At 65.7% G+C, this 22,902-nt stretch carries 17 protein-coding genes; 10 read left to right on the top strand and 7 right to left on the bottom strand.

From position 1 onward, the window contains the following. Positions 1-38: 38 nt before the first annotated feature. The 3 genes from AC1TQG_RS06670 to trmB form a co-directional block, all read right to left on the bottom strand. Positions 39-3,407, bottom strand: a complete 3,369-nt coding sequence (locus tag AC1TQG_RS06670; protein WP_482136143.1) for an MMPL family transporter — start codon at positions 3,405-3,407, stop codon at positions 39-41. A gap of 110 nt (positions 3,408-3,517) precedes the next feature. Continuing rightward, positions 3,518-4,261: an NYN domain-containing protein gene (locus AC1TQG_RS06665; protein ID WP_482136142.1), complete on the bottom strand. Its 744-nt coding sequence runs from the start codon at positions 4,259-4,261 to the stop codon at positions 3,518-3,520. Next, positions 4,258-5,091: a tRNA (guanosine(46)-N7)-methyltransferase TrmB gene (gene trmB / locus AC1TQG_RS06660; RefSeq protein ID WP_482137277.1), complete on the bottom strand. Its 834-nt coding sequence runs from the start codon at positions 5,089-5,091 to the stop codon at positions 4,258-4,260. Before trmB ends, AC1TQG_RS06665 begins: the two co-directional genes overlap by 4 nt. Positions 5,092-5,217: 126 nt before the next feature. Here trmB and AC1TQG_RS06655 point away from each other — a divergent pair, with 126 nt between their 5' ends. The 6 genes from AC1TQG_RS06655 (at position 5,218) to AC1TQG_RS06630 (ending at position 13,908) form a co-directional block, all read left to right on the top strand. After that, on the top strand, positions 5,218-6,078 hold the full coding sequence (locus AC1TQG_RS06655; protein ID WP_482136141.1) for a hypothetical protein: 861 nt from the start codon (positions 5,218-5,220) through the stop codon (positions 6,076-6,078). Continuing rightward, complete coding sequence (locus AC1TQG_RS06650) at positions 6,069-7,478, top strand: hypothetical protein (protein ID WP_482136140.1); 1,410 nt, start codon at positions 6,069-6,071, stop codon at positions 7,476-7,478. Before AC1TQG_RS06655 ends, AC1TQG_RS06650 begins: the two co-directional genes overlap by 10 nt. 90 nt (positions 7,479-7,568) lie before the next feature. Then, complete coding sequence (locus AC1TQG_RS06645; protein WP_482136139.1) at positions 7,569-7,931, top strand: DUF6802 family protein; 363 nt, start codon at positions 7,569-7,571, stop codon at positions 7,929-7,931. 489 nt (positions 7,932-8,420) lie between these two features. Then, positions 8,421-10,250, top strand: a complete 1,830-nt coding sequence (locus AC1TQG_RS06640) for a phosphoenolpyruvate carboxykinase (GTP) (protein WP_482136138.1) — start codon at positions 8,421-8,423, stop codon at positions 10,248-10,250. 338 nt (positions 10,251-10,588) lie between these two features. After that, on the top strand, positions 10,589-11,371 hold the full coding sequence (locus tag AC1TQG_RS06635) for an ABC transporter ATP-binding protein (RefSeq protein WP_482136137.1): 783 nt from the start codon (positions 10,589-10,591) through the stop codon (positions 11,369-11,371). Further along, on the top strand, positions 11,371-13,908 hold the full coding sequence (locus AC1TQG_RS06630) for an ABC transporter permease (protein WP_482136136.1): 2,538 nt from the start codon (positions 11,371-11,373) through the stop codon (positions 13,906-13,908). Before AC1TQG_RS06635 ends, AC1TQG_RS06630 begins: the two co-directional genes overlap by 1 nt. 98 nt (positions 13,909-14,006) lie before the next feature. Here the strand turns inward: AC1TQG_RS06630 and AC1TQG_RS06625 are convergent, their stop codons facing one another. Beyond that, positions 14,007-14,777: a class I SAM-dependent methyltransferase gene (locus tag AC1TQG_RS06625; RefSeq protein ID WP_482136135.1), complete on the bottom strand. Its 771-nt coding sequence runs from the start codon at positions 14,775-14,777 to the stop codon at positions 14,007-14,009. Positions 14,778-14,868: 91 nt separating this feature from the next. Here AC1TQG_RS06625 and AC1TQG_RS06620 point away from each other — a divergent pair, with 91 nt between their 5' ends. After that, positions 14,869-16,023 carry a glycosyltransferase family 4 protein gene (locus AC1TQG_RS06620; RefSeq protein WP_482137276.1) on the top strand — a complete coding sequence of 385 codons (1,155 nt, stop codon included), beginning with the start codon at positions 14,869-14,871 and terminating at the stop codon, positions 16,021-16,023. On the opposite strand, the gene AC1TQG_RS06615 is transcribed toward AC1TQG_RS06620, so the two are convergent. From AC1TQG_RS06615 to AC1TQG_RS06605, 3 genes are read right to left on the bottom strand one after another with little or no spacing between them, the layout of a single operon-like run. After that, the gene (locus AC1TQG_RS06615) at positions 16,013-16,462 is read right to left on the bottom strand and encodes a nuclear transport factor 2 family protein (protein WP_482136134.1); all 450 of its coding nucleotides are present in this window, start codon (positions 16,460-16,462) and stop codon (positions 16,013-16,015) included. The two genes, AC1TQG_RS06620 and AC1TQG_RS06615, sit on opposite strands and share 11 nt — an antisense overlap. Next, a complete protein-coding gene (locus AC1TQG_RS06610; protein ID WP_482136133.1) occupies positions 16,459-18,189 on the bottom strand; it encodes an MmpA family trehalose lipid delivery protein in 1,731 nt (576 codons plus the stop codon). Before AC1TQG_RS06610 ends, AC1TQG_RS06615 begins: the two co-directional genes overlap by 4 nt. A gap of 52 nt (positions 18,190-18,241) precedes the next feature. Next, positions 18,242-19,636 (bottom strand): aminotransferase-like domain-containing protein, encoded by a 1,395-nt coding sequence (locus AC1TQG_RS06605; RefSeq protein ID WP_482136132.1) that lies wholly within the window; start codon positions 19,634-19,636, stop codon positions 18,242-18,244. Between AC1TQG_RS06605 and AC1TQG_RS06600 the strand changes: the two genes are divergently transcribed. Genes AC1TQG_RS06600 through AC1TQG_RS06590 form a run of 3 tightly spaced genes read left to right on the top strand, consistent with a single transcriptional unit; the run spans position 19,635 to position 22,827 of the window. Beyond that, entirely contained in the window at positions 19,635-20,642 is a 1,008-nt protein-coding gene (locus AC1TQG_RS06600) for a DMT family transporter (RefSeq protein ID WP_482136131.1), read from the top strand. The two genes, AC1TQG_RS06605 and AC1TQG_RS06600, sit on opposite strands and share 2 nt — an antisense overlap. 5 nt (positions 20,643-20,647) lie before the next feature. After that, a complete protein-coding gene (locus tag AC1TQG_RS06595) occupies positions 20,648-21,850 on the top strand; it encodes a lipopolysaccharide biosynthesis protein (protein ID WP_482136130.1) in 1,203 nt (400 codons plus the stop codon). Then, entirely contained in the window at positions 21,847-22,827 is a 981-nt protein-coding gene (locus AC1TQG_RS06590) for an LLM class F420-dependent oxidoreductase (RefSeq protein WP_482136129.1), read from the top strand. The genes AC1TQG_RS06595 and AC1TQG_RS06590 overlap by 4 nt, the downstream gene beginning before the upstream one ends. Positions 22,828-22,902: the final 75 nt, after the last annotated feature.

The raw sequence follows: 22,902 nt of genomic DNA, 5'->3' as shown, positions 1-22,902 counted from the left end.
GACCGTTCGGTGAACGGCCGGCCTGTCGGAGGTTTCGATCAGTTGTCGGAGTCGTTGCCGCGACGGAGTAGATCACGGACGCTGATCTGCCCATCGCCCCGACCGCGAGCGCGTCGCCGTCCACTCGATGAGTCCTGCGACTCAGCATCTTCCGGCTGCGCCTGCGGCTGTTGCGGTGCCGGAGTCGGTGCGCTCGGCTGCGGCGGCTGCCCGTTCCGCCTCGGCGGAGCCGACTGCTCCGGGGTCCTTGGCCGAGCGGGCTGCTCCGGGTTCCTCGGCGGTACCGACTGCTCCGGATTGAGCGATGCGATCAGTGGTGCTCCGCCTTGCGGTCCCAGTTCGGGCCGACGCCGCAACGGGCTGCTCTGCTCCCCGTCGTATGGGCTTGTCGTGGTGGGACCACGACCTGAGGGATCCTGCCGTCCGGCCGGAACCGTGCGTGGACCCGGCCCCGGCCCCGGACTCGGGTTCCGGGGTTCGGCGGGCCGACTGTTCGGCCCGGTCGTGCCACCGGACTGGAGCGGCGTAGGACGGGGTGGACGACCCGGCTGACGGGTCGGTTCGGATCCGGTGGCCGGAGCACCGTTCACCGGTACCGCCGGACCGGTTCCGGAACCGCCGGCGCCGGGGGTATCGGTGCCGCCCAGGCGGATTCCGCCTGCGCCGAGACTCCAACCACCGGTATCGGGACTGTTCCGGCGGGCATTCTCCCGACTCGGTGTCCGGGGCACCATCGGATCGGAATCGGGTGCCGGACGACTCGGTGAACGTCGGATCGGCCCGCTGACCGGAGGATCGGACGGCCGCTCGGGGCGGTGTGCCGGACCGGAGTCGTTCCGCGGTGCGGGCATCCGGCCGGTGGGTATCGAAGCCGGATTCGGCCCGCTTCGAATGGGTGTCGCGGCGGTGGAACCAGGTGCCTGCGGCTGCCGGGGACCCGACGGCCGATCCGGATCGGATTGGCTGGCACCACGTCCCGCGCCGGTCGGTGCGACCGGTGGACGCGGGCCCTGCGGTGGTCGATTGATGGGCCCGGACGCCTTGGTGAGGCCGGCCGAGGCACCAACCGCAACCGGTTTACGGCCGGTGGTCGACTTCGAGCCGAAGGCCGAGGTCGGTGCTTCGGCGACAACGGTTCCCGCACTGCGGGCGCCGCGTGCGACCTGAGCCGAACGTCCGGCACCGATGTCGTCGTCGAGGATCGTCTCTCCGAGCCCGATTTTCTCCTGCACCTTCTTCATCCACTGCGGAGCCCACCAGCAGTCGTCGCCAAGCAGCTTCATGATCGCCGGGACGAGCAGCATGCGGATGATGGTGGCGTCCAAGATCAACGCGGCGATCATGCCGAACGCGATGTACTTCATCATCACGATCTCCGACAGACCGAACGCTCCGGTGACCACCACCAGGATCGCGGCGGCAGCGGTGATGATGCGGCCGGTGTGGGCGGTACCCCGTCTGATCGCCTCGGTGGTGCTGGCGCCCTTCTGTCTCTCCTCGACCATCCGGGAGAGCAGGAACACCTCGTAGTCGGTGGACAGGCCGTAGATGATCGCGATGATCAACACCAGGACGGCCGACATCAGCGGCCCAGGAGTGAAGTTCGCGAGCGATGAGCCATGACCGTCGATGAAGATCCACGTCAGGATGCCCAGCGTGGCACCGAGCCCCAGCGCCGAGACCAGTGCCGCCTTGATCGGCAAGACCACCGAGCCGAACGCCAGGAACATCAGCAGGCTCGTCACAAGGATCAGCATCACCACCATCAACGGCAGATCGGAGAGCAATGCGTTGATCGAATCCTGGGTCAGCGCCGGGGTTCCGGCGACATACATCTGCAGACCCTGGGTATCGATCGCCCGGAGTTCGTCGACGGCCTCACCGGCGGTGTTCATGTCGATCAGTCCGGCCGACATCTCGACGAGGTTGCCCTCGGCAAGTGCCCCGTCGAGGGTGAACTCCTTGGTGAATCCCGGGATCTCGTTGGCCTGGTCGGCGATCGCCTGCAGTTTGGCCGCGTCGTCGTTGCTCTCGGGGTCGTAGAGGATGACGAGCTTGATCTCTTCGGTGCGCTCGGTGGGGAAGAACTCGTCGAAGTGCTGCTGCGCGATGCGGTTGTCGTTGTTCGGCGGCAGATATTTCTCTGTGATGCCGCCGAACTGGATGCCCGCGAACGGAATGATCAGGGCCAGGAGCAGTAAGACCACCGGGATCGCGGTCTTGAGCGGATGCCGCATGACCCAGCTGGCGAGCTTGCCCCAGAAACCGTCCTCGACCTCTTTTTTGGTCTTGGTCCGGCGCAGGAAGGAGAAGCCCCACATGTCGATCCGTGGACCGAGGATCGACAGGATCGCAGGCAGGACCGTGAGGGAACAGACCGCTGCGAGGGTGACCGACGCGATGGCACCGTAGGCCACCGACTTCAGGAAGCCCTGCGGGAATATCAGCAGACAGGCCAGCGCGGCCACGATGATCGTCGCCGAGAAGACCACCGTCTGCCCTGCTGTCATCACGGTTCTTCGGATCGCGCTCGGGGTGTCATAGCCCTCCGCGAGTTCCTCTCGGAACCGGCTGACTATGAACAATCCGTAGTCGATGGCGATGCCGAGCCCGATCAGCGTCACCACCGATTGGGCGAAGACGTTCAGTTCGGTGACCTGGGCCAAGATTTTCATGATGCCGAGTGAGCCGGCGATCGTCAGACCACCGACCACCACCGGCAGACAGGCGGCGATCACCCCGCCGAAAATGAAGAACAACATGACCGCAACCAGCGGCAGCGCGATGATCTCCGCCCGTTTGATGTCCTCGTCCATGCCTGCCGACATCGCGCCTGAGACTGGTTGCAGCCCGGCCAGCTCGAAGGTGGTGCCCGGCAGGTCGTACTTCTCCGCAAGATCGTCGAAGAACGGTGCGACGGTCTTGTAGTTGTTCAGGATCGTGGTGTCATCGTCACCGCGGATGCCGATGCTGATGAAGGCGTGTTTCAGGGAGTCATCGAACAGGCGGTCCCGGATCTGCTGCTGAGCTCCCTTCTGGAACTCGTTCGTCGTCGCGGTGAACGGATCGATGATGCCGGGATCGTTGCGATCGATGATGTCCGGGTACTGCGCCACCAGATCTTCGACGATCTGCTCGACCTTCGCCCCGAAGGCGGGATCGTCGACCTGGGTCCCGGCAGGCGGCGTGACCAGAAGGATCACGTCCGACTTGTGGTCACGGCCGAGGATCTCGTCACGCAGCTGCGAGCCCGCGACGGACTCGGAGCCGGGATCAAACCAACCGGACTGACTCAGATGCTTGTTCAGGTCGAGGCCGTAGAGACCGAGACCGGCCATCAACGCGACCATCACCGCGATGACCGCAAAGCGCATCCGGTACACGAAGTTGCCTATGGCACCAAACACCGCAGCGTCCTTTCTGTACTCAGACCGTCATTGTGGTCACGCAGATTCTCATCGGCGCATAGGTGGTCACGTCGTGGACCGGGCTTGCACACCACTGTGGATAGTTGCTTTCAGTTCTGGCGGCCGGACAGCAAAGCTGTGAGCGGCCGGAAGGGAGCCAACCAGGCGCCTTCCTCGGGAAGCGAATCCAGATTGATCCGCGGCAAGGGCTCGCGGAACACACCTGGGATGTCCTCTAGGTCTACAAACTCCAAACTCTCCGACGTCAGTGCCCACGCGGCGTGCTCCCGGAACCCGAGCACCTGAACAGGCACACCATCGGAGGCAACGTCGAGCAGCAGCTCCCGGAAGGCCTGTCCGTCCGCCGATGCGACGATCAGACCGGCCAGCCCGACCGTGTGCCTCCGCAGCTCGATGTGGTCGAGCATGTCCGAGTCCACGTCGCTGTCTTCGTCGACCTTGGGCTTGGCAAAAACAGCAAAACCAACATTACGCAACGCTTCGACCCACGGCCGGACCACTTCGGCGGTCCCAGGGGCGATGTTGGTGAAGACGGTGGCTTCGGGGATCGGGGAGTACCCGGACTTGGGCCGGTCCTCACCCTCGGCAGCAACCCGTGGCACCGATGCGGAGATTTCCGCGGTCCGATTGAGTAGCCACCGGCCCAGAGCGTCGAATCGAGGGCGGTGAGCTGCGGTGGGACGGCCACCGAGGATCGATCCGAGCCCCATGTCGAGGTTCGGTGCGTCCCAGATCAGCAGGACGCGCGATTCCTGGCTGGCCCCCGAGATGGTGTGAGCGACCGAATTGTCGGGTCCGCGGGCGGCGTCATCGCCGTACGACGCGGGGCTCATCGGGGCACCCGTGTGAGAACGAACTCAGTGACCGGGCGACCTTCGACCGCGGCCCGTCCCTCGAACTTGGTGACCGGGCGCTGCGTGGAGAACGGCACCTTCTCGTCGGTCGGGACCAGCAGGCTCTGCGCGGCGAGGACCGCGGCGATCGATTCGGCGTACTCGGCGTGGTCGGTGGCGATGTGCAGTGCTCCACCGTCCTTCAGGACGTCGGCGATCAGTTCGATGGTCGTCGGTTGGAGTAGTCGCCGCTTGTGATGCCGGGCCTTGGGCCAGGGGTCGGGGAAGAACACCCGGACCCCGGTCAGAGATGCCGGTGTGAGCATGTTCTTCAGGACGATGATGGCGTCGCCACGGATGATCCGGATGTTGTCCAGTTCGTCCCGGCCGACCGCGCCGACGAGCTGGGCGATACCCGGTCGGTAGACATCGACCGCGATGACGTCGTTCTCGGGTTCCGCCGCCGCCATCGCGGCTGTCGAGGTACCGGTTCCGCAGCCGATCTCCAGGATGAGGGGTGCGCTGCGGCCGAACCAGGCGACGGGATCGATCTGGTCGGTTTCACTGACGTCACGCCCCACGGTTGGCCACAGACGCTCCCAGTTGGCCTGTTGAGCCGGAGTCAGACTTCCGCGCCGGGTCCGGAAGCTGGTCACGCGGGGGTAAAGCCGGGCGCGTTCGCGGAGCTGGGCATCATCGGCTACCGAGTCGGAGGTATCGGCGATCTCCGATCGGGTCACGGCGGAGACGTCGGATTCGGTATCGACGCCCTGGTCGGTGTCCGCATTCGGGTTCGAGCGTGGGCTGGTCACCGGCCCATAGTCCCGCATTCCGCACGGATGTGACAGCAGGGGTTGACCAACCACCTGCCGATTGTTACCTGCAAGTGACCGGAACCATAGCGTTGCGGGGCGCGTCTGACCTGTTGGCGGCGGGTTTTTCTCCGGGAGGGTGAATTGGATCAATCAGATCTGCGAGTCGGGGATGCGGCGTATGCCGATCTGGCGGTTCGGCTGGAGGGGTTGTCTGCGCGGATATCGGGCGCCGTTGACCTGAATCGGGCCGTCTCGGAACTGCGGGGTCCGCTGCGGGTTGCGGTGACCGGACGCTTCGGTACCGGCCGTGACACGCTCGCCGGGGCCCTGCGCCGCCGCTTCGACATCAGCCCGATCGGGCCCGGCGACGACGCCGACGACGCCGATGCCTGGTTTCACGTGATCGCGGGCTGGCCCAGAGCGGATGATGTCGCGGCGCTGGCGGGCCGCGACCCCCGGCGCAGCCTGGTCCTGCTGGGTAAGGCCGACAGTCTCGGTTCGTGGCCGGCCGCGCGTGCTCGTGCCGCCGAGTGCGCACAGGAGCTGGCCAGGCCGGTGATCCCGGTGATGCCTCTGCTGGCCATCGCCGACCTCGGTGACGAGGAGATCGACATGCTGGCGGCGATGGCCGAGGCGAGCGAACAGGTGCCGCCGATGCAGGCCACGTTCATCGACGCAGGCGGACCGGGGCAGCGGCTGCAGCGGATGGCGCTGCTGCGGCGTCTCGACGCCTACGGCATCGCAGCCACGATCGCGGTGTTGAGCAATGCGCGCTGCTCGGCTGATGAACTCTCCGAGCTGCTCACACAGCGCAGCGGGCTCGACGCGCTGGCAGGGCCGCTCCGGGCCTTTGCCTCAGTGGCTCCGGCGGTGCGGTTGCGCCGGGTGGCCGCAGAGCTTGAAATCCTTGCCGCGCAGGGTGTTCTGCGCGATGAGATCGAGAATCTGTTGTCAGGGTCGGTGCTCGCCGGTGCGGTAGGGGAGGAATTCATATGGACGTGATGCAGATGCGATCAGTCATCGCCGAGGTCGCCGAGCTGACCGGAAGCGGACTTGCCGGCATCGACGCGACCGATGTGGTGGTCGGGGGTACCGGGAAGGTCGGGGTCACGTCGGTGACGAGGGTGCTCTGTGACCACGGCGTGCCTGCGCGGGAGTGGTCCGAATCGGGGCGACGGGCGGCGGTGGCGTTGCTGATCCTCGATCCGTCGTCCGGGGTGTCCGACACCGAGGTCGAGGTGGTGCGCCGGCTGTGTGAGTTGGCGTCGTTGGTGGCCGTGGTCTGCAACAAGATCGATGCCTACTGGGATTGGCCGACCTTGCTGAAGTTCAACCGGGGCATCGTCGACCCCGATGGCCGCATGCCGATCTTCGCCGTGTCGGCGGCCGCGGCGCTGGCCGGCTACCGGGCCGAATCCGGTTTCGACGAGTTGATCGAGTGGCTGCACGACCAGGTCGACGGCCCGGCCCGCCCGGAACGACTCGAATCCCTCGAGGCCGAACGGCATCTCGACGACCTCATCTCCGAACTCGCGACAGAGCGCGGCGATCCGGCTGCTGATCTGTTGGTGCAGCGCGCGAGCGTGATCGCGTCCCGCGATCGTGGCCGGTCCGACAGGTTGGCGGCGGTGCGCGGAGGTGCGAACCAGATCCGGGCCGCGGCGCTCACCGAACTCGACGGAGCGGCCCGCGACCTGTCGAGCGATGCCGCCGCCCGCGCAGCCGCGCTGAGCCGATCGGGTACGGAAGATTTCGCGCAGTGGCTCGCGGGCCGGCTCACGGCCCTGGGGGATCGGGCGCAACAGCGTTTCGACGAGGACCGCAGCGCGCTCGAACATCGGGCGTTACTCGGACTCGAGGAGGTGGGACCGCCGCCGGACCGACCTCCCTTGTCGCTTCAAGTGCCGCCGATACCTCCGAAGCGTCGCGGTGTGGAAGAGGCGTTGCTGGTGGTCTTCGGTGCCTCGGCCGGACTCGGCCTGGGACGACTGCTTGTCATGCCGCTCTCTGCCGTCCACACGTTGCAATGGATCGCGATGCCGCTGACGCTGGTGCTCGGGGCGGCGATCGCGGTCGGATTGGTGCGGCTGCGCCGGCTGTCGGCGCTACGAACGTCCATGTCTGCCTGGGCGGCTGAGGCGATCGCCACCACTCGGGGCCGTATCGAACAGGATGTCTCGCGACAGGTGCAGGCCGCCGAATCGGTGATCGGCGGCCGGCTGGCGCGTTACTACGAGCGTCGCGCGCAGATGGTCTCCGACCGAGTGGCCGAACTCGACGCACAGATCCGGGCCGGACGTCGCGCGGCACCCGAAGCGCGTGAGCGTGACCTGCGTCGACTCGCTGCGGCGGTGGAGGCTCGCGACCGGCTCGACGAGGTTCTGGTCGCCATCGGTCACTGATTTCACCGCCGCGGAACCGGTCGCCGGTCGGATGCGTCCAAGAGATCGGACCCAAAGACGACGCAGACCACTACAACGGGGGTGGATGAGATGGACGGCGAGTTCGGATCCGAATTCGGTGACGATCCGGTGGATCGGGGGCCGACGTTTCACCCGGTCGCCGCGATCACACCCGACCTCGATGTGGGCAGCGACGCATATGACAACCTCTGGATCGTCGAGAACGACAGGGTCTGGGACCTCGGTCCCGCTGATCTGGACACCGACGCCGACGGTGTGGCCGACTCGCTCACACGCACCGGACCGGAGGGGATGACGGTGTACACCGACAGCGATCGCGACGGACAGGTCGATCTGATCACCGAGGTCAACCGCGACGGTGGTTACCGGACGTCGAGACTTGATCCGACCAGCGGCCAATGGACGGCCACCGACAGCGGCAGGCTCGAATAGTTATTTGTGCAACGAAGCCATTGTTCGGGTGTGTGAAAAGCCGATATGCGGGATCATAAAGCCAACCAAGTTTAGTTGCGTGAAGTAAGTTCGGCGACATTCTGCAACCGTTTGAACGAAACGGAACGACCCTCTGGCCTCCTGATTCATGGCGACAACCATTTCGTCCCCACCGGGTGGGTACAAGACCGCCGCCAGGTAGCGGAGACCGCGCTTCACGTGCGAAATTGCCGACCGGCCCGTGAATTCTTGCAGACAGCGGTAAGCTCGAATAGCCGATTTCGCGATTATTGTCACAGCTGTAACTTGGACCTCGACCAAGTGTTTGATCACTTTGCGTGATGAGATGTGCCGTAACGCACGCACCCGATTGACCAGATCGGGTGCGGTCGAAGTAACCTGACAACGCACCCCACGGAGGGGCTGACCGGCGCAGACGCACACCTTGGCGTTACCGACACCGGCCGGTCACCAGCAGGAGAGATAACAATGACTTCAGCGACAATTCCTGGTTTGGACCCCGACAGCGCTCCCACCTCACACTCAGAGCTTCTGGCCTGGGTGCGGGAGATCGCCGAACTGACCCAGCCCGACCAGGTTGTCTGGTCTGACGGCTCCGACGCCGAGTGGGATCGCCTCACCGCTGAGCTGGTGGCGGCGGGCACTCTGACCAAGTTGAACGAAGAGCGCAAGCCCAACTCGTTCCTGGCCCACTCGGACCCCGCCGACGTCGCGCGGGTCGAGTCGCGGACCTACATCTGCTCGAAGAACGAGGTCGACGCCGGCCCGACGAACAACTGGGTCGACCCGACCGAGATGCGCGCCACGATGACCGACCTCTACCGCGGCAGCATGCGCGGTCGCACCATGTACGTCATCCCGTTCTGCATGGGCCCGCTCGGCTCGGACGACCCGAAGCTCGGTGTCGAGATCACCGACTCCGCTTACGTGGTGCTCTCGATGCGGATCATGACCCGCGTCGGACCCGATGTGGTTGCCGCCCTCGGCGAGGATCGGTTCTTCGTCAAGGCGCTGCACTCGCTCGGCGCCCCGCTCGAAGCCGGTCAGGACGACGTGCCGTGGCCGTGTAACTCGGAGAAGTACATCACCCACTTCCCCGAGGACCGCGAGATCTGGTCCTTCGGATCGGGTTACGGCGGCAACGCACTGCTTGGCAAGAAGTGCTACTCGCTGCGCATCGCCTCGGCGATGGCACACGATGAGGGCTGGCTCGCCGAGCACATGCTGATCCTCAAGCTGATCAGCCCGGAGAACAAGGCCTACTACATCGCGGCCGCGTTCCCGAGCGCCTGTGGCAAGACGAACCTCGCGATGATCCAGCCGACGATCCCGGGTTGGCGTGCCGAGACCCTGGGCGACGACATCGCCTGGATGCGTTTCGGCGAGGACGGCCAGCTCTACGCCGTGAACCCGGAATTCGGTTTCTTCGGTGTTGCACCCGGCACCAACTACAGCTCCAATCCGAACGCCATGAAGACCATCGAAGAAGGCAACACGCTCTACACGAACGTGGCGCTGACCGACGACGGTGACATCTGGTGGGAGGGCCTCGAAGGCGAGCACAAGCACCTCATCGACTGGCGCGGCAACGACTGGACCCCGGATTCGGATACGCCGGCTGCGCACCCGAACTCGCGGTACTGCACGCCGATGGCACAGTGCCCGATCATGGCTCCCGAGTGGGACGACCCGCAGGGTGTGCCGATCTCGGCGATCCTGTTCGGTGGCCGTCGCAAGACCACGGTTCCGCTGGTCACCGAGGCACGCAACTGGCAGCACGGTGTGTTCATGGGCGCCACGGTCGGCTCCGAGCAGACCGCAGCGGCAGAGGGCACCGTCGGCGCGATCCGCCGCGATCCGATGGCCATGCTTCCGTTCCTCGGATACAACGTGGGCGACTACCTGAATCACTGGATCAACCTCGGCAAGAACGCCGATGAGTCCAAGTTGCCGAAGGTCTTCTACGTCAACTGGTTCCGTCGTGGCGACGACAAGCGCTTCCTGTGGCCAGGATTCGGTGAGAACAGCCGCGTGCTGAAGTGGATCGTCGAACGCATCGAGGGCAAGGCAGGCGGTGTCGAGACCCCGATCGGGATCGTGGCAACCCCCGAGTCGCTCGACCTCGAAGGACTCGACGTTTCCGCGGCCGACGTCGCCGAGGCCCTTGCGGTCGACAACGACGAATGGCTCGGCGAGATCCCGTCGATCGAGGAGTGGTTCAACTTCGTCGGCGAGAAGCTGCCCACCGGTCTCCAAGATGAGTTCGACGCCCTCAAGCAGCGATTGGGCGCCAAGTAGTCCGAGGATTCCTCAGACGCTTTTGTTTTCGCACAAGCACCTACAGGCACAGCCTGTAGGTGCTTGTGCATTATTGAGGGTGGATCGTTAATCGGTTGCGTGTGATGATCGGATCGTCCTTAACTTGTCAGGACGCATCGAGGTCGGGCGCGAAGGCGGGCCCGGCAAGGATGTGGGGGGAAAGATCAGGGTGGTCCCCGATGATTCGGAGGCGCCGCAGCAGTCACTATTTGTACTGCCCGACCTGCCGACATCGTTTCCGCCGGTTTCCGCTCATCGCGGGCACCGGCGACGCCAGAGTTTGTGCACCACTGACCGACATCGAGAAAGGCCAGAACATGACTGCCCCACCGACTGCAGTTGCAGCCCGCGCGACCGACTTGAGGAAGGTGTACGGCAGTGGCGACACCCAGGTGGTCGCGCTCGCGGGCGTCTCCGTGGACTTCGTACGTGGTGAATTCACCGCGATCATGGGCCCATCGGGTTCGGGCAAGTCGACGCTCATGCACTGTCTGGCGGGCCTCGACACCTCGAGCAGCGGCTCGGTGAGTATCGGCGATACCGATCTGTCCGGACTCTCGGACAAGCAGATGACGATGCTACGTCGTGATCGGATCGGGTTCGTGTTCCAGTCGTTCAACCTGGTGCCGACCCTGACCGCCCGGGAGAACATCACGCTGCCGATCGACATCGCCGGTCGCAAGCCCGACCAGGAGTGGTTCGACACCGTCATCGGCCGTCTCGGCATCGGCGATCGCCTCGACCACCGTCCCAGCGAACTGTCCGGTGGGCAGCAGCAGCGTGTCGCCTGTGCGCGCGCGCTGGTCGGCCGCCCGGAGATCATCTTCGGTGATGAGCCGACCGGTAACCTCGACTCCCGTTCCTCGGGCGAGGTGCTCAGCATCCTGAGGGCCTCGGTCAATGAGTTCGGACAGACCGTGGTGATCGTGACCCACGATCCGCGGGCGGCCTCCTACGCCGATCGCGTGATTTTCCTCGCCGACGGTCAGATCGTCCAGGAACTGCGGAACCCCGACGCCGACGAGATTTTCGAATACATGAAGAACCTCGACGAGACCCCGTCGACCGGAGGCTTCGCGCAAGCTCCCCGGGAGCTGTGATGGCCTCGAACACCATGCGAAAGGTGTCGCTGAGAAATCTTGCGGCACATAAGCTCCGGCTCGTCCTGACGGTTTTGTCGGTGGTACTCGGTACCGCCTTCGTGGCCGGGTCGATGGTCTTCACCGCAACGATCTCTTCGGCCTTCGACGGCATTTTCGACAAGGTTGCGCTCGGGGTGGACACCCAGGTCTCGCCCAAGGATTCCAACTCGTCAGGCGTCCCGGATTCGGTGCTGACCCAGTTGCAGGACAACAAGTCCGAACTCGGTATCGCCAAGATCCTGCCGACGTATTCGGGGCCGGCAACCATTGCCAAGAAAGACGGCAAGGCGTTGCAGACCGGAGGTGCGCCGAGTATCGGCAGCGCGTTCGTGCCGCCGGACCAGCGGTTGTCCGATGTCGAGAGCGACCTCATCGAAGGGCGCGCACCCGAGGCACCGAACGAGGTGGCCCTCAACAAGTCATCCGCCGCCGACGCCGACCTCGAGGTGGGTTCGACCACCAAGGTCGCGACCAGCCGGGGCAGCGATGCGCCGGTGGAGGTCACGATTGTCGGAATCCTCGATGTTCCCGGCGCGACAAGTGGTTTCACAAATGTGCAGTTCCTCGAGTCGACGGCTCGGGACTTGTTCACGGATGGTTCGCACGCGCAGTCGATCGATCTGCAGGCGGTGCCCGGGGTCAGCGCCGACGAGCTCAAGTCGCGGGTCGCCGGTCTCCTCGGCGACGACTACAAGCTGCGTACCGGCGACCAGGTACGGCAGGACGAGAAAGACAACGTCAACCAGTTCCTCGATGTCTTCAACTACATCCTGCTGGCGTTCGCCGCCATCGGCCTGATCGTGGGAACGTTCATCATCTACAACACCTTCTCGATGATCGTGGCGCAGCGGGTGCGAGAGTTGGCTCTGCTGCGGGCGATTGGCGCGAGCCGGAAACAGGTCACTCGGTCCGTGTTGCTCGAGGCGTTTGTCGTCGGGTTGATCGGCGCGTTGGTCGGGTTGGCCGCCGGAATCGGTATCGCGGCGTTGCTGCGGGCACTGACGGCATCGACCGGTCTGCCCAGTACGTCGCTGCAGGTCGGGCCGTCGTCGATCATCGCCTGCCTGGTGGTGGGTATCGGCGTGACGATGGTTAGTGCGTATGCGCCGGCCCGGCGGGCCTCCAAGGTGTCGCCGGTCGAGGCGATGCGGGAGAGCGCGACCGACGGTCAGGCATCGCTGAAGGTGCGCACGATCATCGGAATCGTCTTGGGGGTCATCGCAATTGTGTTGCTGGCCGTCGGCGCGTCCGGGGAGGGTGGCAACGCGGCCGCCACGGTCGGCCTCGGTGCCTTGGTGATGATCTTCGCGGTGGTCTTCGCGTCTCCGGCGCTGTCGCGGCCGGTGGTCCGGGTGCTCGGCGCGGTGCTCGCCCGACCGTTCGGGAAGATCGGGCAGCTGGCCCGGACCAACGCGGTCCGTAACCCGAGGCGCACTGCGGCAACAGCTTTCGCGCTGACACTGGGACTGATGCTGGTTGCGGTCATCGGTACCCTCGGTTCGACGTTCAAGGGCACCATCGACGACGCGATCGACACCGGACTGACCGCGAACCTGATCGTCTCGGGTTCGCAGGGAAGTGGCTTCTCTCCCTTGGTGAGTGAGGCGATCCAAGATATCGATGGGGTCGAAACCGTGGTCTCGTTCGGTGCGATCCAGGCGGAGGCCGACGGCGATTCGGTGTTCGGCTATTCGCCGAGCGGTGACATGTATTCCGTGACGCCTTACAAGATGGTGGAGGGTTCGGCCACGATCGAGCCGGACGGCATCATCTTCAGCGAGCGCGTGGCCAAGGAGAACGGTTTCAAGGTCGGCGACGTCATCGAGTTCAGCAACTATGACGGAACCGTTGTCCCGGTGACGGTCACCGGCATCTTCGAAGACAATCCGCTGATCGATCCGTGGGCCATGGGCGATGACGCCTATCAGAAGCTGGTCCCGGAAGCCTTGCGGCAGGACGTGTTCGCGGCGGTCAAGACCGTTCCGGGCGCCAACGTCGACGAGATCAGCGATCGGATCGAGGATGTCACTGCCGATTACCTGACGGTGAAGGTCCAGACCCCGTCGCAGTTCAAGGGCGAGCAGTCGTCGCAGATCGATCAGATGCTGAGCGTGCTGTACGCGATGCTCGGCCTCGCGCTGGTGATCGCGGTGCTCGGCATCGTGAACACCCTGGCGTTGTCGGTGATCGAACGCAAACGGGAGATCGGCATGTTGCGGGCGATCGGTATGGCCCGGTCGCAGGTACGCCGCACCATCTACGTCGAATCGCTGCTGATCGCGATCTTCGGTGCGGTACTCGGTGTGGTGCTCGGTGTCGCGTTCGGTTGGGCGCTGGTCCGGACCCTGCGGTACTGGGGCCTGGGGGATCCGGTTCTGCCGACGGGTCTGATCATCATCACCCTGATCGGGGCGGCCTTCGTGGGTGTGGCGGCCGCGTTGTGGCCGGCGTCGCGGGCGGCCAAGACCAAACCGCTGGAGGCGATCGCCGAATAGCCATCTCGGGCAGTGGGTCATCAACTGATCCGCTGTGCCCAAGCCCCTGTGCCGTATCCCGGTGCAGGGGCTTGGTGCATTTTCCGGCAACGGTCGGGTCAGTTTTTCCGAAGCATCAGGACGAGGTTGCTGCCCAACAACTCTCGCACCAGCGGTACCCGCATCACCCACCACATCCGGCCGGGCAGGTAGCGCGGGAACGCGGCGAGCAACGTGGCCTGTTGCCCCGGGACCGACCGGGCCCAGCGCAGGCCGTCGGCCGCGGTGACCTTGAACAGCGACGTGCCGTAGAGGTTCTTCGGGGGATGGCCGTGTTTGCGGGTGTACCGGCGAGCGGCCCGGGCCCCACCGAAGTAGTGGGTCAGTCCCATCTCGTGGCCGCCGAACGGGCCGTACCAGAGTGTGTAGCTCAGCAGCACCAGTCCGCCGGGTTTGGTGACCCGCAGCATCTCCTGCGCCATCGTCCACGGATCACGCACGTGTTCGGCCACGTTCGACGAGTAGCAGATGTCGACACTGTCGTCGAAGAGCGGCAACGCCATGCCCGAGCCCCGGACACTGGCCCGCTGGGGGAGCCCGGCCGCGTGCATCTCCGTGGGGTCCGGTTCGACGGATACGTAATCGGCGCCGCGTGATCGGAAGACCTCGGCGAAGTAGCCGGGCCCGCCACCGACATCGAGCACGGTCAGTCCACCGAGTCCGGCGTGGTTGACGTCCAGATGCAGGGCCTCGATGAGCTCGACGGAGTCGTCGGCAAGGGCGCCGTAGAACCGGTCCGGATCGGGCTGTTCGTACCGGAAATGATTCAGCAGAGCAACTGACCGCGGCAACGTTGCCCGCTTCTGCGCTCGGGAAGTGGCAGCGTTCACCGGCCAAAGGATACGGGTGGTGGTGCGCAGGTCGTGGCCGCTACCCTGTCTTGAAGTGAAAACCAACGACGACAGCACACCTGTTGCACCTCTGCGTGAGGTGCTGTTGCTGTGTTGGCGCGACAGCGACCATCCGCAGGGTGGGGGCAGCGAGCGCTACCTGGAACGGGTCGGCGCCGAACTGGCAGGCCAAGGTGTGAAGGTGACGTTCCGGACCGCGGGTTATCCGGGGGCTCCGGCCACCGAATCGCGGGCCGGGATGACGGTGTCGCGGGGCGGTGGACGCCTGAGTGTGTACCCAAGCGCGATGGCGGCGATCCTGGCCGCGCGTATCGGCCGTGGCCCGCTGGCCGGGATCAACCCCGACGTCGTGATCGATACCCAGAACGGGATCCCGTTCTTCGCGCGCTTGGTGAGCCGGGCGCCGGTTGTGGTGCTGGTGCATCACTGCCATAAGCGACAGTGGCCGGTGGCCGGTGCGTTGATGGGCAAGGTCGGCTGGTTCATCGAGTCGTGGTTGTCGCCGCGGGTGCATCGCGACGCCCAATATCTGACCGTCTCCCTGCCGTCGGCGGAAGATCTGGTGTCGATGGGTGTCGATGCCGAGCGGGTGGCCGTGGTGCGCGCCGGGACCGATCCGTCGCCTGTTGCCGTGCCTGCTGATCAGGTCGACACCGATTCGCGTCGCCTCTGTGTGCTGTCGCGGTTGGTGCCGCACAAGCAGATCGAACACGCACTCGAGGTGATGGCCCGGATCTCGGTGACCCACCCCGATGTGATGCTGGATGTGATCGGCAACGGATGGTGGTCGGAAGAATTGCGCGCCAAGGCATCTGAACTCGCCATCGACGATCGGGTGGTGTTCCATGGACATGTCAGCGAGGAGCGCAAGCACCAACTCCTGGCCGGCGCCGCGGTGCACCTGATGCCCTCGCGCACCGAGGGCTGGGGTCTGGCGGTGATCGAGGCCGCCGGGTACGGCGTCCCGACCATTGGTTACCGGTCGTCGCGTGGTCTGACGGACTCCGTGGTCGATGGAGTGACCGGGGTGCTGGTCGACGACATCGACGAACTCGGCACTGTGACAACGCAATTGCTCGACGAGCCGGCGCGGCGCCGCGATCTCGGCAACAAGGCACGCGAGCGCGCGGGCGGATACTCGTGGGCGGCGGCAGCGGCCGGTGTCGATCAGGTACTTGCCGCGGCAGTGGCAGGCAAGCCGATCTCCGGACTCGTCAAAGATTGAGTGCCGCTCCGGGTTTGCAGTTGAAGCTCGGGATGTCTTCGAGTGAGAGTGTCGCCTCGTAGGTGCGTTTGTAGCCGGTGGCGCAGATTTTCCAGCCCTGCTCGGTTCGGCGGTAGCGGTCGCTGTAGAAGGCCGCGCCGAACAGCATGAAGTTGAAGTCGGCCACGATCACCCGATCCTGCAGGTACCACTGGCCGGTCGCCTCGTCGCCCTCCACCGTGATCTCCGGATGATCGGCGCGATGTTCGGTGATCACCGCAGGCCCCACCGAGGAACGCATGAAATCCACCAACGTGGTGCGGTCGCTGAACGACAGGCTTTCGCCGTATTCGCCGGTGACATCGGTGGTGAGGGTGCTCTCGAAGTCGTCCCACGCCTTGGTGTCCAGGGCCCGCAGATAGCGGTACTTGACCTGCTTGATGGCTTCGATGTCATTCACTGGCTGACCTTCTTCCGGCGGCTTGATCGGTGCGCCCATTGCAGCACAAACACCACAAAGCCATTGGCGATCAGCACAATCCACAACAAGTGGGCACCCCAGACCAATGCCAGGTCGACGGTGGAAGCGGAGATCGTCCGGGGATCCTCGATCCGGTAGACGCGCAGGTCGCTGCCGTCGAAGACCTTGGTCGCCGCGGCCAGTGTCCGCTGGGCCGGTGCGTCGGCGTCGAGTTGCCCCTCGACGAGTATCCATCCGACACCGAGCTCTGCGAGTTCCTCGGGCGGGGCACCCGAGCTCAACGCGGATTCCGCGTCGGTGGCCCGCGATTCGGTGCGGTCGACGGCCGTGCCGCCGACGACGAGCTCGCCGGTCTGCAACACGTCGGCGCGCAGCAGCCGGGGCGCGGGGTCGAGCGAGACATGGCCGGTGAACTCATAGCGCCGGTTCATGCCGGTCGGCAACAGCAGAACGTCGCCGTCGTCGGCTCCGATGAGGTCGGCGACCTGCTGCCAATCATCGGGGTAGGTGCTCACGCTGAGCTTGTTGCCCACGCTCCACGCGAGGTCGGGCACCGGTGCGACGATGAGCACCGCGACCACCACCGCCGCGAAAGCCCGTGGGACCCATCGGCCGCAGGTCTGCACGGCTGCCGCGGCGGCGAGCGCATACAGGGGGACGACCAGGGCGATCCACTTCTGGGTGTCGCGCAGCAGTCCCGCACCAGGGATGGTGTCGACCGCCCACTCCAGGACCGCGATGCCCGGATCCGTCGCGGCCAGGCCGATCAACACGATCGACGTCACGGCGAGCCCGGCAGCGCCTGACACCACCGGATTACGCCGACGTCGGTACAGCGCGGGCAGGCCCGCAGCGACGATCACCAGCAGCGTCACCGTCGCGACGGCGGCCCAGGGAGAGGTACGGCTGGCCGGCACCGCGTCGGCGTTCCAGATGCCGCCGAGCCCGAGCAGCGCGCCGAAGGTTCCCAGACCGGGTTCGGCGCGGGCGGCGAAAACCGCCACCGAAGCGGAGTCCGCGGTCGCGGCACCAGCACCCAAAAGCGACGCCATGATCCAGGGCAGAGCCGACGCCGACCAGATCGCGATGGCAATCATGCCGGTCCTGGCGGCAATCCGGCCGGGGGAGTCGATGACAACCGGGATCAAGAGTGCGGCCACCAGGGTGAACAGGGCCAGCATTGATCCGGTGGGCGTCAGTCCGGCCACCGCGAGCCAGGCGGCCAGCATCGACCATCCGGTGAAGTCTGCGCGACGCCGAACCCGATTGACGCACACGAAGATCCAGCCCACCGCGGCGTAGCCGAACAACAGGCTCCAGTGCCCTTGCAGGAGGCGTTCTGCGACATAGGGATTCCAGATGGCGATCGTGGTGCCGACCAGCATGCCCGGCAGACCGGCGCCCGGCAGCGCAAGCCGCACCAGCCGGCCGTATCCGACGCCCGCAACGACCAGTGCCAGCGTGGTCAGCACCTTCACGACGATCCCGCCGTCGACCACGTGGGAGATCATCGCGATGAACCAGTCCTGCGGCACCGCCCGCGGGGCACCGACACCCAGACCCATCGCCGAATCGGTGAGATGGGAACGGGGCGTGCTCACCATGTCCGCGATCAACAGGTAGCCGGATCGGAAGATGGGTGCGGTGATCGCCAGCGAAAGCGTGGCACTGGTCAGCCACAGCGTGATCCAGTGCCGGCGGGTCATGAACGGACCCTAACGGACTCATGAGCGGGCACCCCGATCCGGTGACACCGGATCAGGAAGGGGGCAGTACCCGGGCCAGTCGGGACACTGCCTCGCCGATCATCGGGGCCGGTGTCTCGCCGTAGGTGAGGCGCAGATGGGAGTGATCGAAACCGGCGGGGAACCAGGGGGTTCCCTCGCCGACCAGGACACCCTCGGCGTACGCGGCAGCGGCAACGTCTCGGTCGTCGATGCCTGCGGGCAGACGGACCCACAGGTGGATGCCTCCATGGGGGACGGCGGGTATGCCGACCTGCGGGATCAGCCGGGTCATGGCCGAGACCAGGGCGTCCCGGCGCTGCCCGAGTGTGCGCCGGACCAGCTGGTTGTGGCGCGGCCAGGCCGGTGAATTCAGGAACTCGACGGCGGTCTCCTGGATCGGACCCGACACGTAGAAGTCGTCGAGGGTCTTCGCCGCCCGCAGCCGGGCCAGCGCCGGACCCCGGGCACACAGTGCGGCCACCCGTAGCCCCGGTCCCACCGGTTTGGAGAGCGAACGAACATGCACCACATGGCCACCGGGGTCTGCGCTGATCAGCGGCGGCGGAGGCTCGTGGTCGATGCCCAGGTAGCGGGCGTAGTCGTCCTCGAGGACAAACAGCGAATGTTGTTGTGCCAGGGCCAGAACGTCCTCGCGCCGGGATCGGGACAGCGTGACACCACTGGGATTGGCAAAGGCGGGCTGCAGCACCACAAGCCGGCTGCCGGTGCGTTCGATGGCGTCGGAGAGAAGGTCGGTCCGTATCCCGTCCGCGTCGGTCGGTACCGGGATCACCTCGGCGCCGTGGCTGCGCGCGATGGCGATTGTGCCGGTGTACGTGGGGCTTTCGACGATAATGGGTTCACCGGGACGTACGAGCGCCCGGATCGCCACCGACAACGCGCTCTGCCCGCCCGCCGTCACGATCACCTCGGAGGCGTGCACACCGTCGATCTCGGAGGCGAACCATCGGCGTAGGTCTTCGCTGCCCTCGATCGGATAACGGCCCCAGCTCGGGGTGCGCTTGATCGCCCGGGCCATCGCGGCGTCGAGCGCGACCCTGGGGAGCAGTTCGTCGTCCAGATATCCGCCTTTGAGGCGGATGACGTCGGAGCCGGGGATGCGCCACAGGTCGAGCGTCCGCGTGAGTTCCGGCGGGATGCGGCTGCCGAGCACCGATTCCTGCCAGGAGGTGTCTGTGGGAGCGCGCGGCGGTGAGGCGGCGGCCACGAACGATCCGGCGCCGGGACGGACGTCGACCAGGCCTTCGACGGCCAGCTCGCGGAGCACCCGCTGCACCGAGTTGGGAGAGACCCGATGTTCTTGCTGCAGCGACCGCACCGAGGGCAACTGTGTACCGGGGCCGCTCCCGGCGATCAGCGTGCGCAGACTATCGCGAAGCACCGATACTCCGCTATCGTTGAACATGAGAACCAAGGATAACAGTTCGGCGAAAACGCCGATATCGGATAACGCACGCCGGTCACGTGTACTCCCGGCCGGAGTGCTGCTCGGCGGTCTGGGTGTCCTGGCCTTCAGTTTCTCGCTACCTGCCAACAAACTCGCGGTCGCAGGCATGGACGCGTTCACCGTGACCGCGGTGCGCGCGGCGCTCGCCGGACTATTGGCGGTGGCCTATCTGTTCTGTGTGCGGGCGCCCGTGCCCGGCCGTCGCGATCTGGCCGCGCTGGTCGGCTCGGGTCTGGGTGTGGTGGTCGGGTTCCCGCTGTTCTCCTCACTGGCCCTGGAACGTATGGATTCGGCAACCGGCGCGGTCATCATCGGCCTGCTGCCCGCGCTCACCGCGATATTTGCCGCGCTCCTGGGTGGTGAACGCTTGCCGTGGCTGTTCTGGTCGGCCACCGGTGCCGGCGTTCTCGTCTTGATCACGTACCTTCTCGCGACCAGTCCGTCCGGCCTGGCCGGATTCACGCTGGGCTGGGGTCACCTCTGGATGTTCCTGGCCGCCGTCAGCGCCGGGTTCGGGTATGCGGTCGGTGGGTCGGTGGCCAAGCGGATCGGTGGCGCGCAGAGCATCTCGTGGTCGCTGGTCCTGTTGTTGCCATTGTCGATACCCGTCGCGCTCGTCGCGGTGATGAGTACATCGATCTCACTGACCACCTCCGTCGTCGCCGGGATGCTCTACATCACGGTGATCTCGCAGTTCCTCGGATTCTTCGCCTGGTACGGCGGTCTGGCCCGCGGCGGTATCGCCCGGATCGGGCAGATCCAGCAGATCCAGCCCCTCCTGACGATCGTGTGGTCGGCACTGTTGCTCGGCGAGCGACTCGACGCCTGGATCTACCTGGTCGCAGTCGTGCTGAGCCTGCTGGTCTGGATCGCCCAGCGGGCACGACTGCGGACGGTCGAAGTTCATCCGAATACGGCTGATACCAGCCCTTCGCCACGAGCCGAGGTGGTCCTGAGACACTGAACGCCATGGCGAATCGGATGGCTGGTGTCGGGGGTGTCGCGGTCGGCACGATGGTCGCCAACATCTGCGGATACCTCATTCACCTGCCTGCCGCCCGCTGGCTGACCGAGAGCGACTACGGCGAGTTCGCGGTCCTGCTCCAGGCGATGCTGATCCTCGGCGTCCCGGCGTTGGCGCTGCAGGTGGTGATCGCCCGGGAAGTGGTGCGGGGCCGGGCAACTGCCGATCTGATCTCGATCACGTTGCGTACCACCGCCGCGGTGCTGATCGCCGCTGTGATCGCGGTTCCGGTGATGATGGCGATCGCCGATACCGGACTTGCCGCCACCATCGCCGCGTTCGCCACCGCCCCGCTGCTGGTCCTGATCGCCGCCGGTCAAGGGATTCTGCAAGGGCGGCAACACTTCTCGGTCTTGTCCTGGGTGCTGGCCGCGGTGGGCATCTTGCGGACCGTGCCGGGCATCGTCATCCTGGCGGCCGGTGGTGGCGCTGCCGGAGCGCTGACCGCCACCGCCGGTGGCGCCGCGTTCGCCGCCGCGGGGGTCTGGGTTGCGGTGACGCGGACGGACGCGGTCCCGGCATCACCTGGCGCGGCGGCGCAGGCGCTGGCATTGAGCATGGTGTTGCGGGCCTCCCAGGTGCAGCTGGTCCTCATCGCACTGTCGTCGGCCGACCTACTGCTGTCCCGGCCGGTGCTCGGGGAGCAGGATGCCGGTGTCTATGCCTTCGGGACCATCGCGACCAAAGCCGCATTCTGGCTACCGCAGGCGATCGGGGTGGTGCTGTTCCCGCAGTTCGCCGACTCCGCGAAGTCCCGCGACGCGTTGAAGACCGCGGTGGTCTGGCTGGCCGGGATCGGTGCGGTGGTGGTGGCAGGCGCCGCCATCTGCGCGCCACTGGTCCCGGTCCTCGTCGGCGACGAGTACCGCCCGGTGGTACCGATTCTGTGGGTGTTCGCGCTCACCGGGAGCGCCCTGTCGATTCTGCAGGTGGGCCTGCTCGCCGCGATCGCCGCCGACCGCACCCTGGTGGCTGCCTTGAGCTGGGTGGTGCTGGTGGCCGAGATCGTGGTGATCGTGGTGTGGGCGCACAGCATCACGACACTGGCGGTGACCGCCGCGACCTGCGCGGTGGCCGGGACCGCGCTCACTTTTGGTGCGCTGACAACACATCGAAGGATCGGGAACAGTCGTACTGTGGATGCATGAGCATTCGCCTCGGTTATCAAATCCCCAACTTCACCTATCCCGGTGGTGTCGCCGAACTCTTCCCGACGGTCATCGCGCAGGCCCAGGAAGCCGAAAGTGCCGGTTTTGACACGGTTTTGGTGATGGACCATTTTTACCAATTGCCGGGTATCGGTGATCCGGACGAACCGATGCTCGAGGCCTACACCACCCTGGGTGCCCTGGCGACCGCAACGTCGAAGATCAACCTGTCGACCCTGGTCACCGGCAACACCTATCGCAATCCGGCGATGCTCGCCAAGACGATCACCACGCTCGACGTGATCAGCGGCGGCCGCGCGATCCTCGGAATCGGTGCCGGCTGGTACGAACTCGAGCACCACGAGATGGGTTACGAGTTCGGCACGTTCACCGAGCGGTTCGAGCGTCTCGAAGAGGCACTGCAGATCATCGAGCCGATGCTGCGCGGCGACAAGCCCGAACTCGACGGCAAGTGGTATCAGGCCCACGGCACCCGTAACCACCCACAACTACGTACCGACCTGCCGATCATGCTCGGTGGTGGTGGCGAGAAGAAGACGTTCGGGCTGGCGGCGCGCTACGCCCAGCACCTGAACATCATTGCGGCGGCGGATGAACTACCGCGCAAACTGGAGGCGCTGGCGAAACGCTGCGAAGAGGTCGGCCGTGATCGCAGCACGCTCAAGACGAGCTTTTTGGCGACAGTGATCCTCGACCCGGACGGCGACAAGGCCCGCGAGTCCCTCGTCGACATGATGAAAGCCCGCGGACTCGACGCCGAAGATGTCGGCGCCGAAAAGTGGGCCGAGGCCACGGACCGGTTCTTTGTCGGCTCACCCGAAGAAGTTGCGGTGCAGATCAAGACCCGGGTGCTCGACGTCGGCATCGACGGCATCACCATCAACATGATCTCCAACGGACACGTCCCGGGGATGATCACCCTGGCGGGAAAAGCCTTGTCCCCGTTGGTGAACTGAACTTCCCGCAAAACCACACGGTCCAGTCATTTCCAGCAGTTGCAACAGCTGGAAATGACTGGACCGTGTGGTTTT

The sequence above is a fragment of the Williamsia sp. Y844 genome (assembly GCF_056786475.1).
This window is presented reverse-complemented; position numbering and strand designations above follow the sequence as displayed.

Excerpts from the sequence above, each read along its gene's own strand:
- AC1TQG_RS06665 (WP_482136142.1), bottom strand. The coding sequence starts at position 4,261 with ATGAGCCCCGCGTCGTACGGCGATGACGCCGCCCGCGGACCCGACAAT.
- trmB (WP_482137277.1), bottom strand. The coding sequence starts at position 5,091 with ATGCGGGACTATGGGCCGGTGACCAGCCCACGCTCGAACCCGAATGCG.
- AC1TQG_RS06650 (WP_482136140.1), top strand. The coding sequence starts at position 6,069 with ATGGACGTGATGCAGATGCGATCAGTCATCGCCGAGGTCGCCGAGCTG.
- AC1TQG_RS06645 (WP_482136139.1), top strand. The coding sequence starts at position 7,569 with ATGGACGGCGAGTTCGGATCCGAATTCGGTGACGATCCGGTGGATCGG.
- AC1TQG_RS06640 (WP_482136138.1), top strand. The coding sequence starts at position 8,421 with ATGACTTCAGCGACAATTCCTGGTTTGGACCCCGACAGCGCTCCCACC.
- AC1TQG_RS06635 (WP_482136137.1), top strand. The coding sequence starts at position 10,589 with ATGACTGCCCCACCGACTGCAGTTGCAGCCCGCGCGACCGACTTGAGG.
- AC1TQG_RS06630 (WP_482136136.1), top strand. The coding sequence starts at position 11,371 with ATGGCCTCGAACACCATGCGAAAGGTGTCGCTGAGAAATCTTGCGGCA.
- AC1TQG_RS06610 (WP_482136133.1), bottom strand. The coding sequence starts at position 18,189 with ATGACCCGCCGGCACTGGATCACGCTGTGGCTGACCAGTGCCACGCTT.
- AC1TQG_RS06600 (WP_482136131.1), top strand. The coding sequence starts at position 19,635 with ATGAGAACCAAGGATAACAGTTCGGCGAAAACGCCGATATCGGATAAC.
- AC1TQG_RS06605 (WP_482136132.1), bottom strand. The coding sequence starts at position 19,636 with ATGTTCAACGATAGCGGAGTATCGGTGCTTCGCGATAGTCTGCGCACG.
- AC1TQG_RS06595 (WP_482136130.1), top strand. The coding sequence starts at position 20,648 with ATGGCGAATCGGATGGCTGGTGTCGGGGGTGTCGCGGTCGGCACGATG.
- AC1TQG_RS06590 (WP_482136129.1), top strand. The coding sequence starts at position 21,847 with ATGAGCATTCGCCTCGGTTATCAAATCCCCAACTTCACCTATCCCGGT.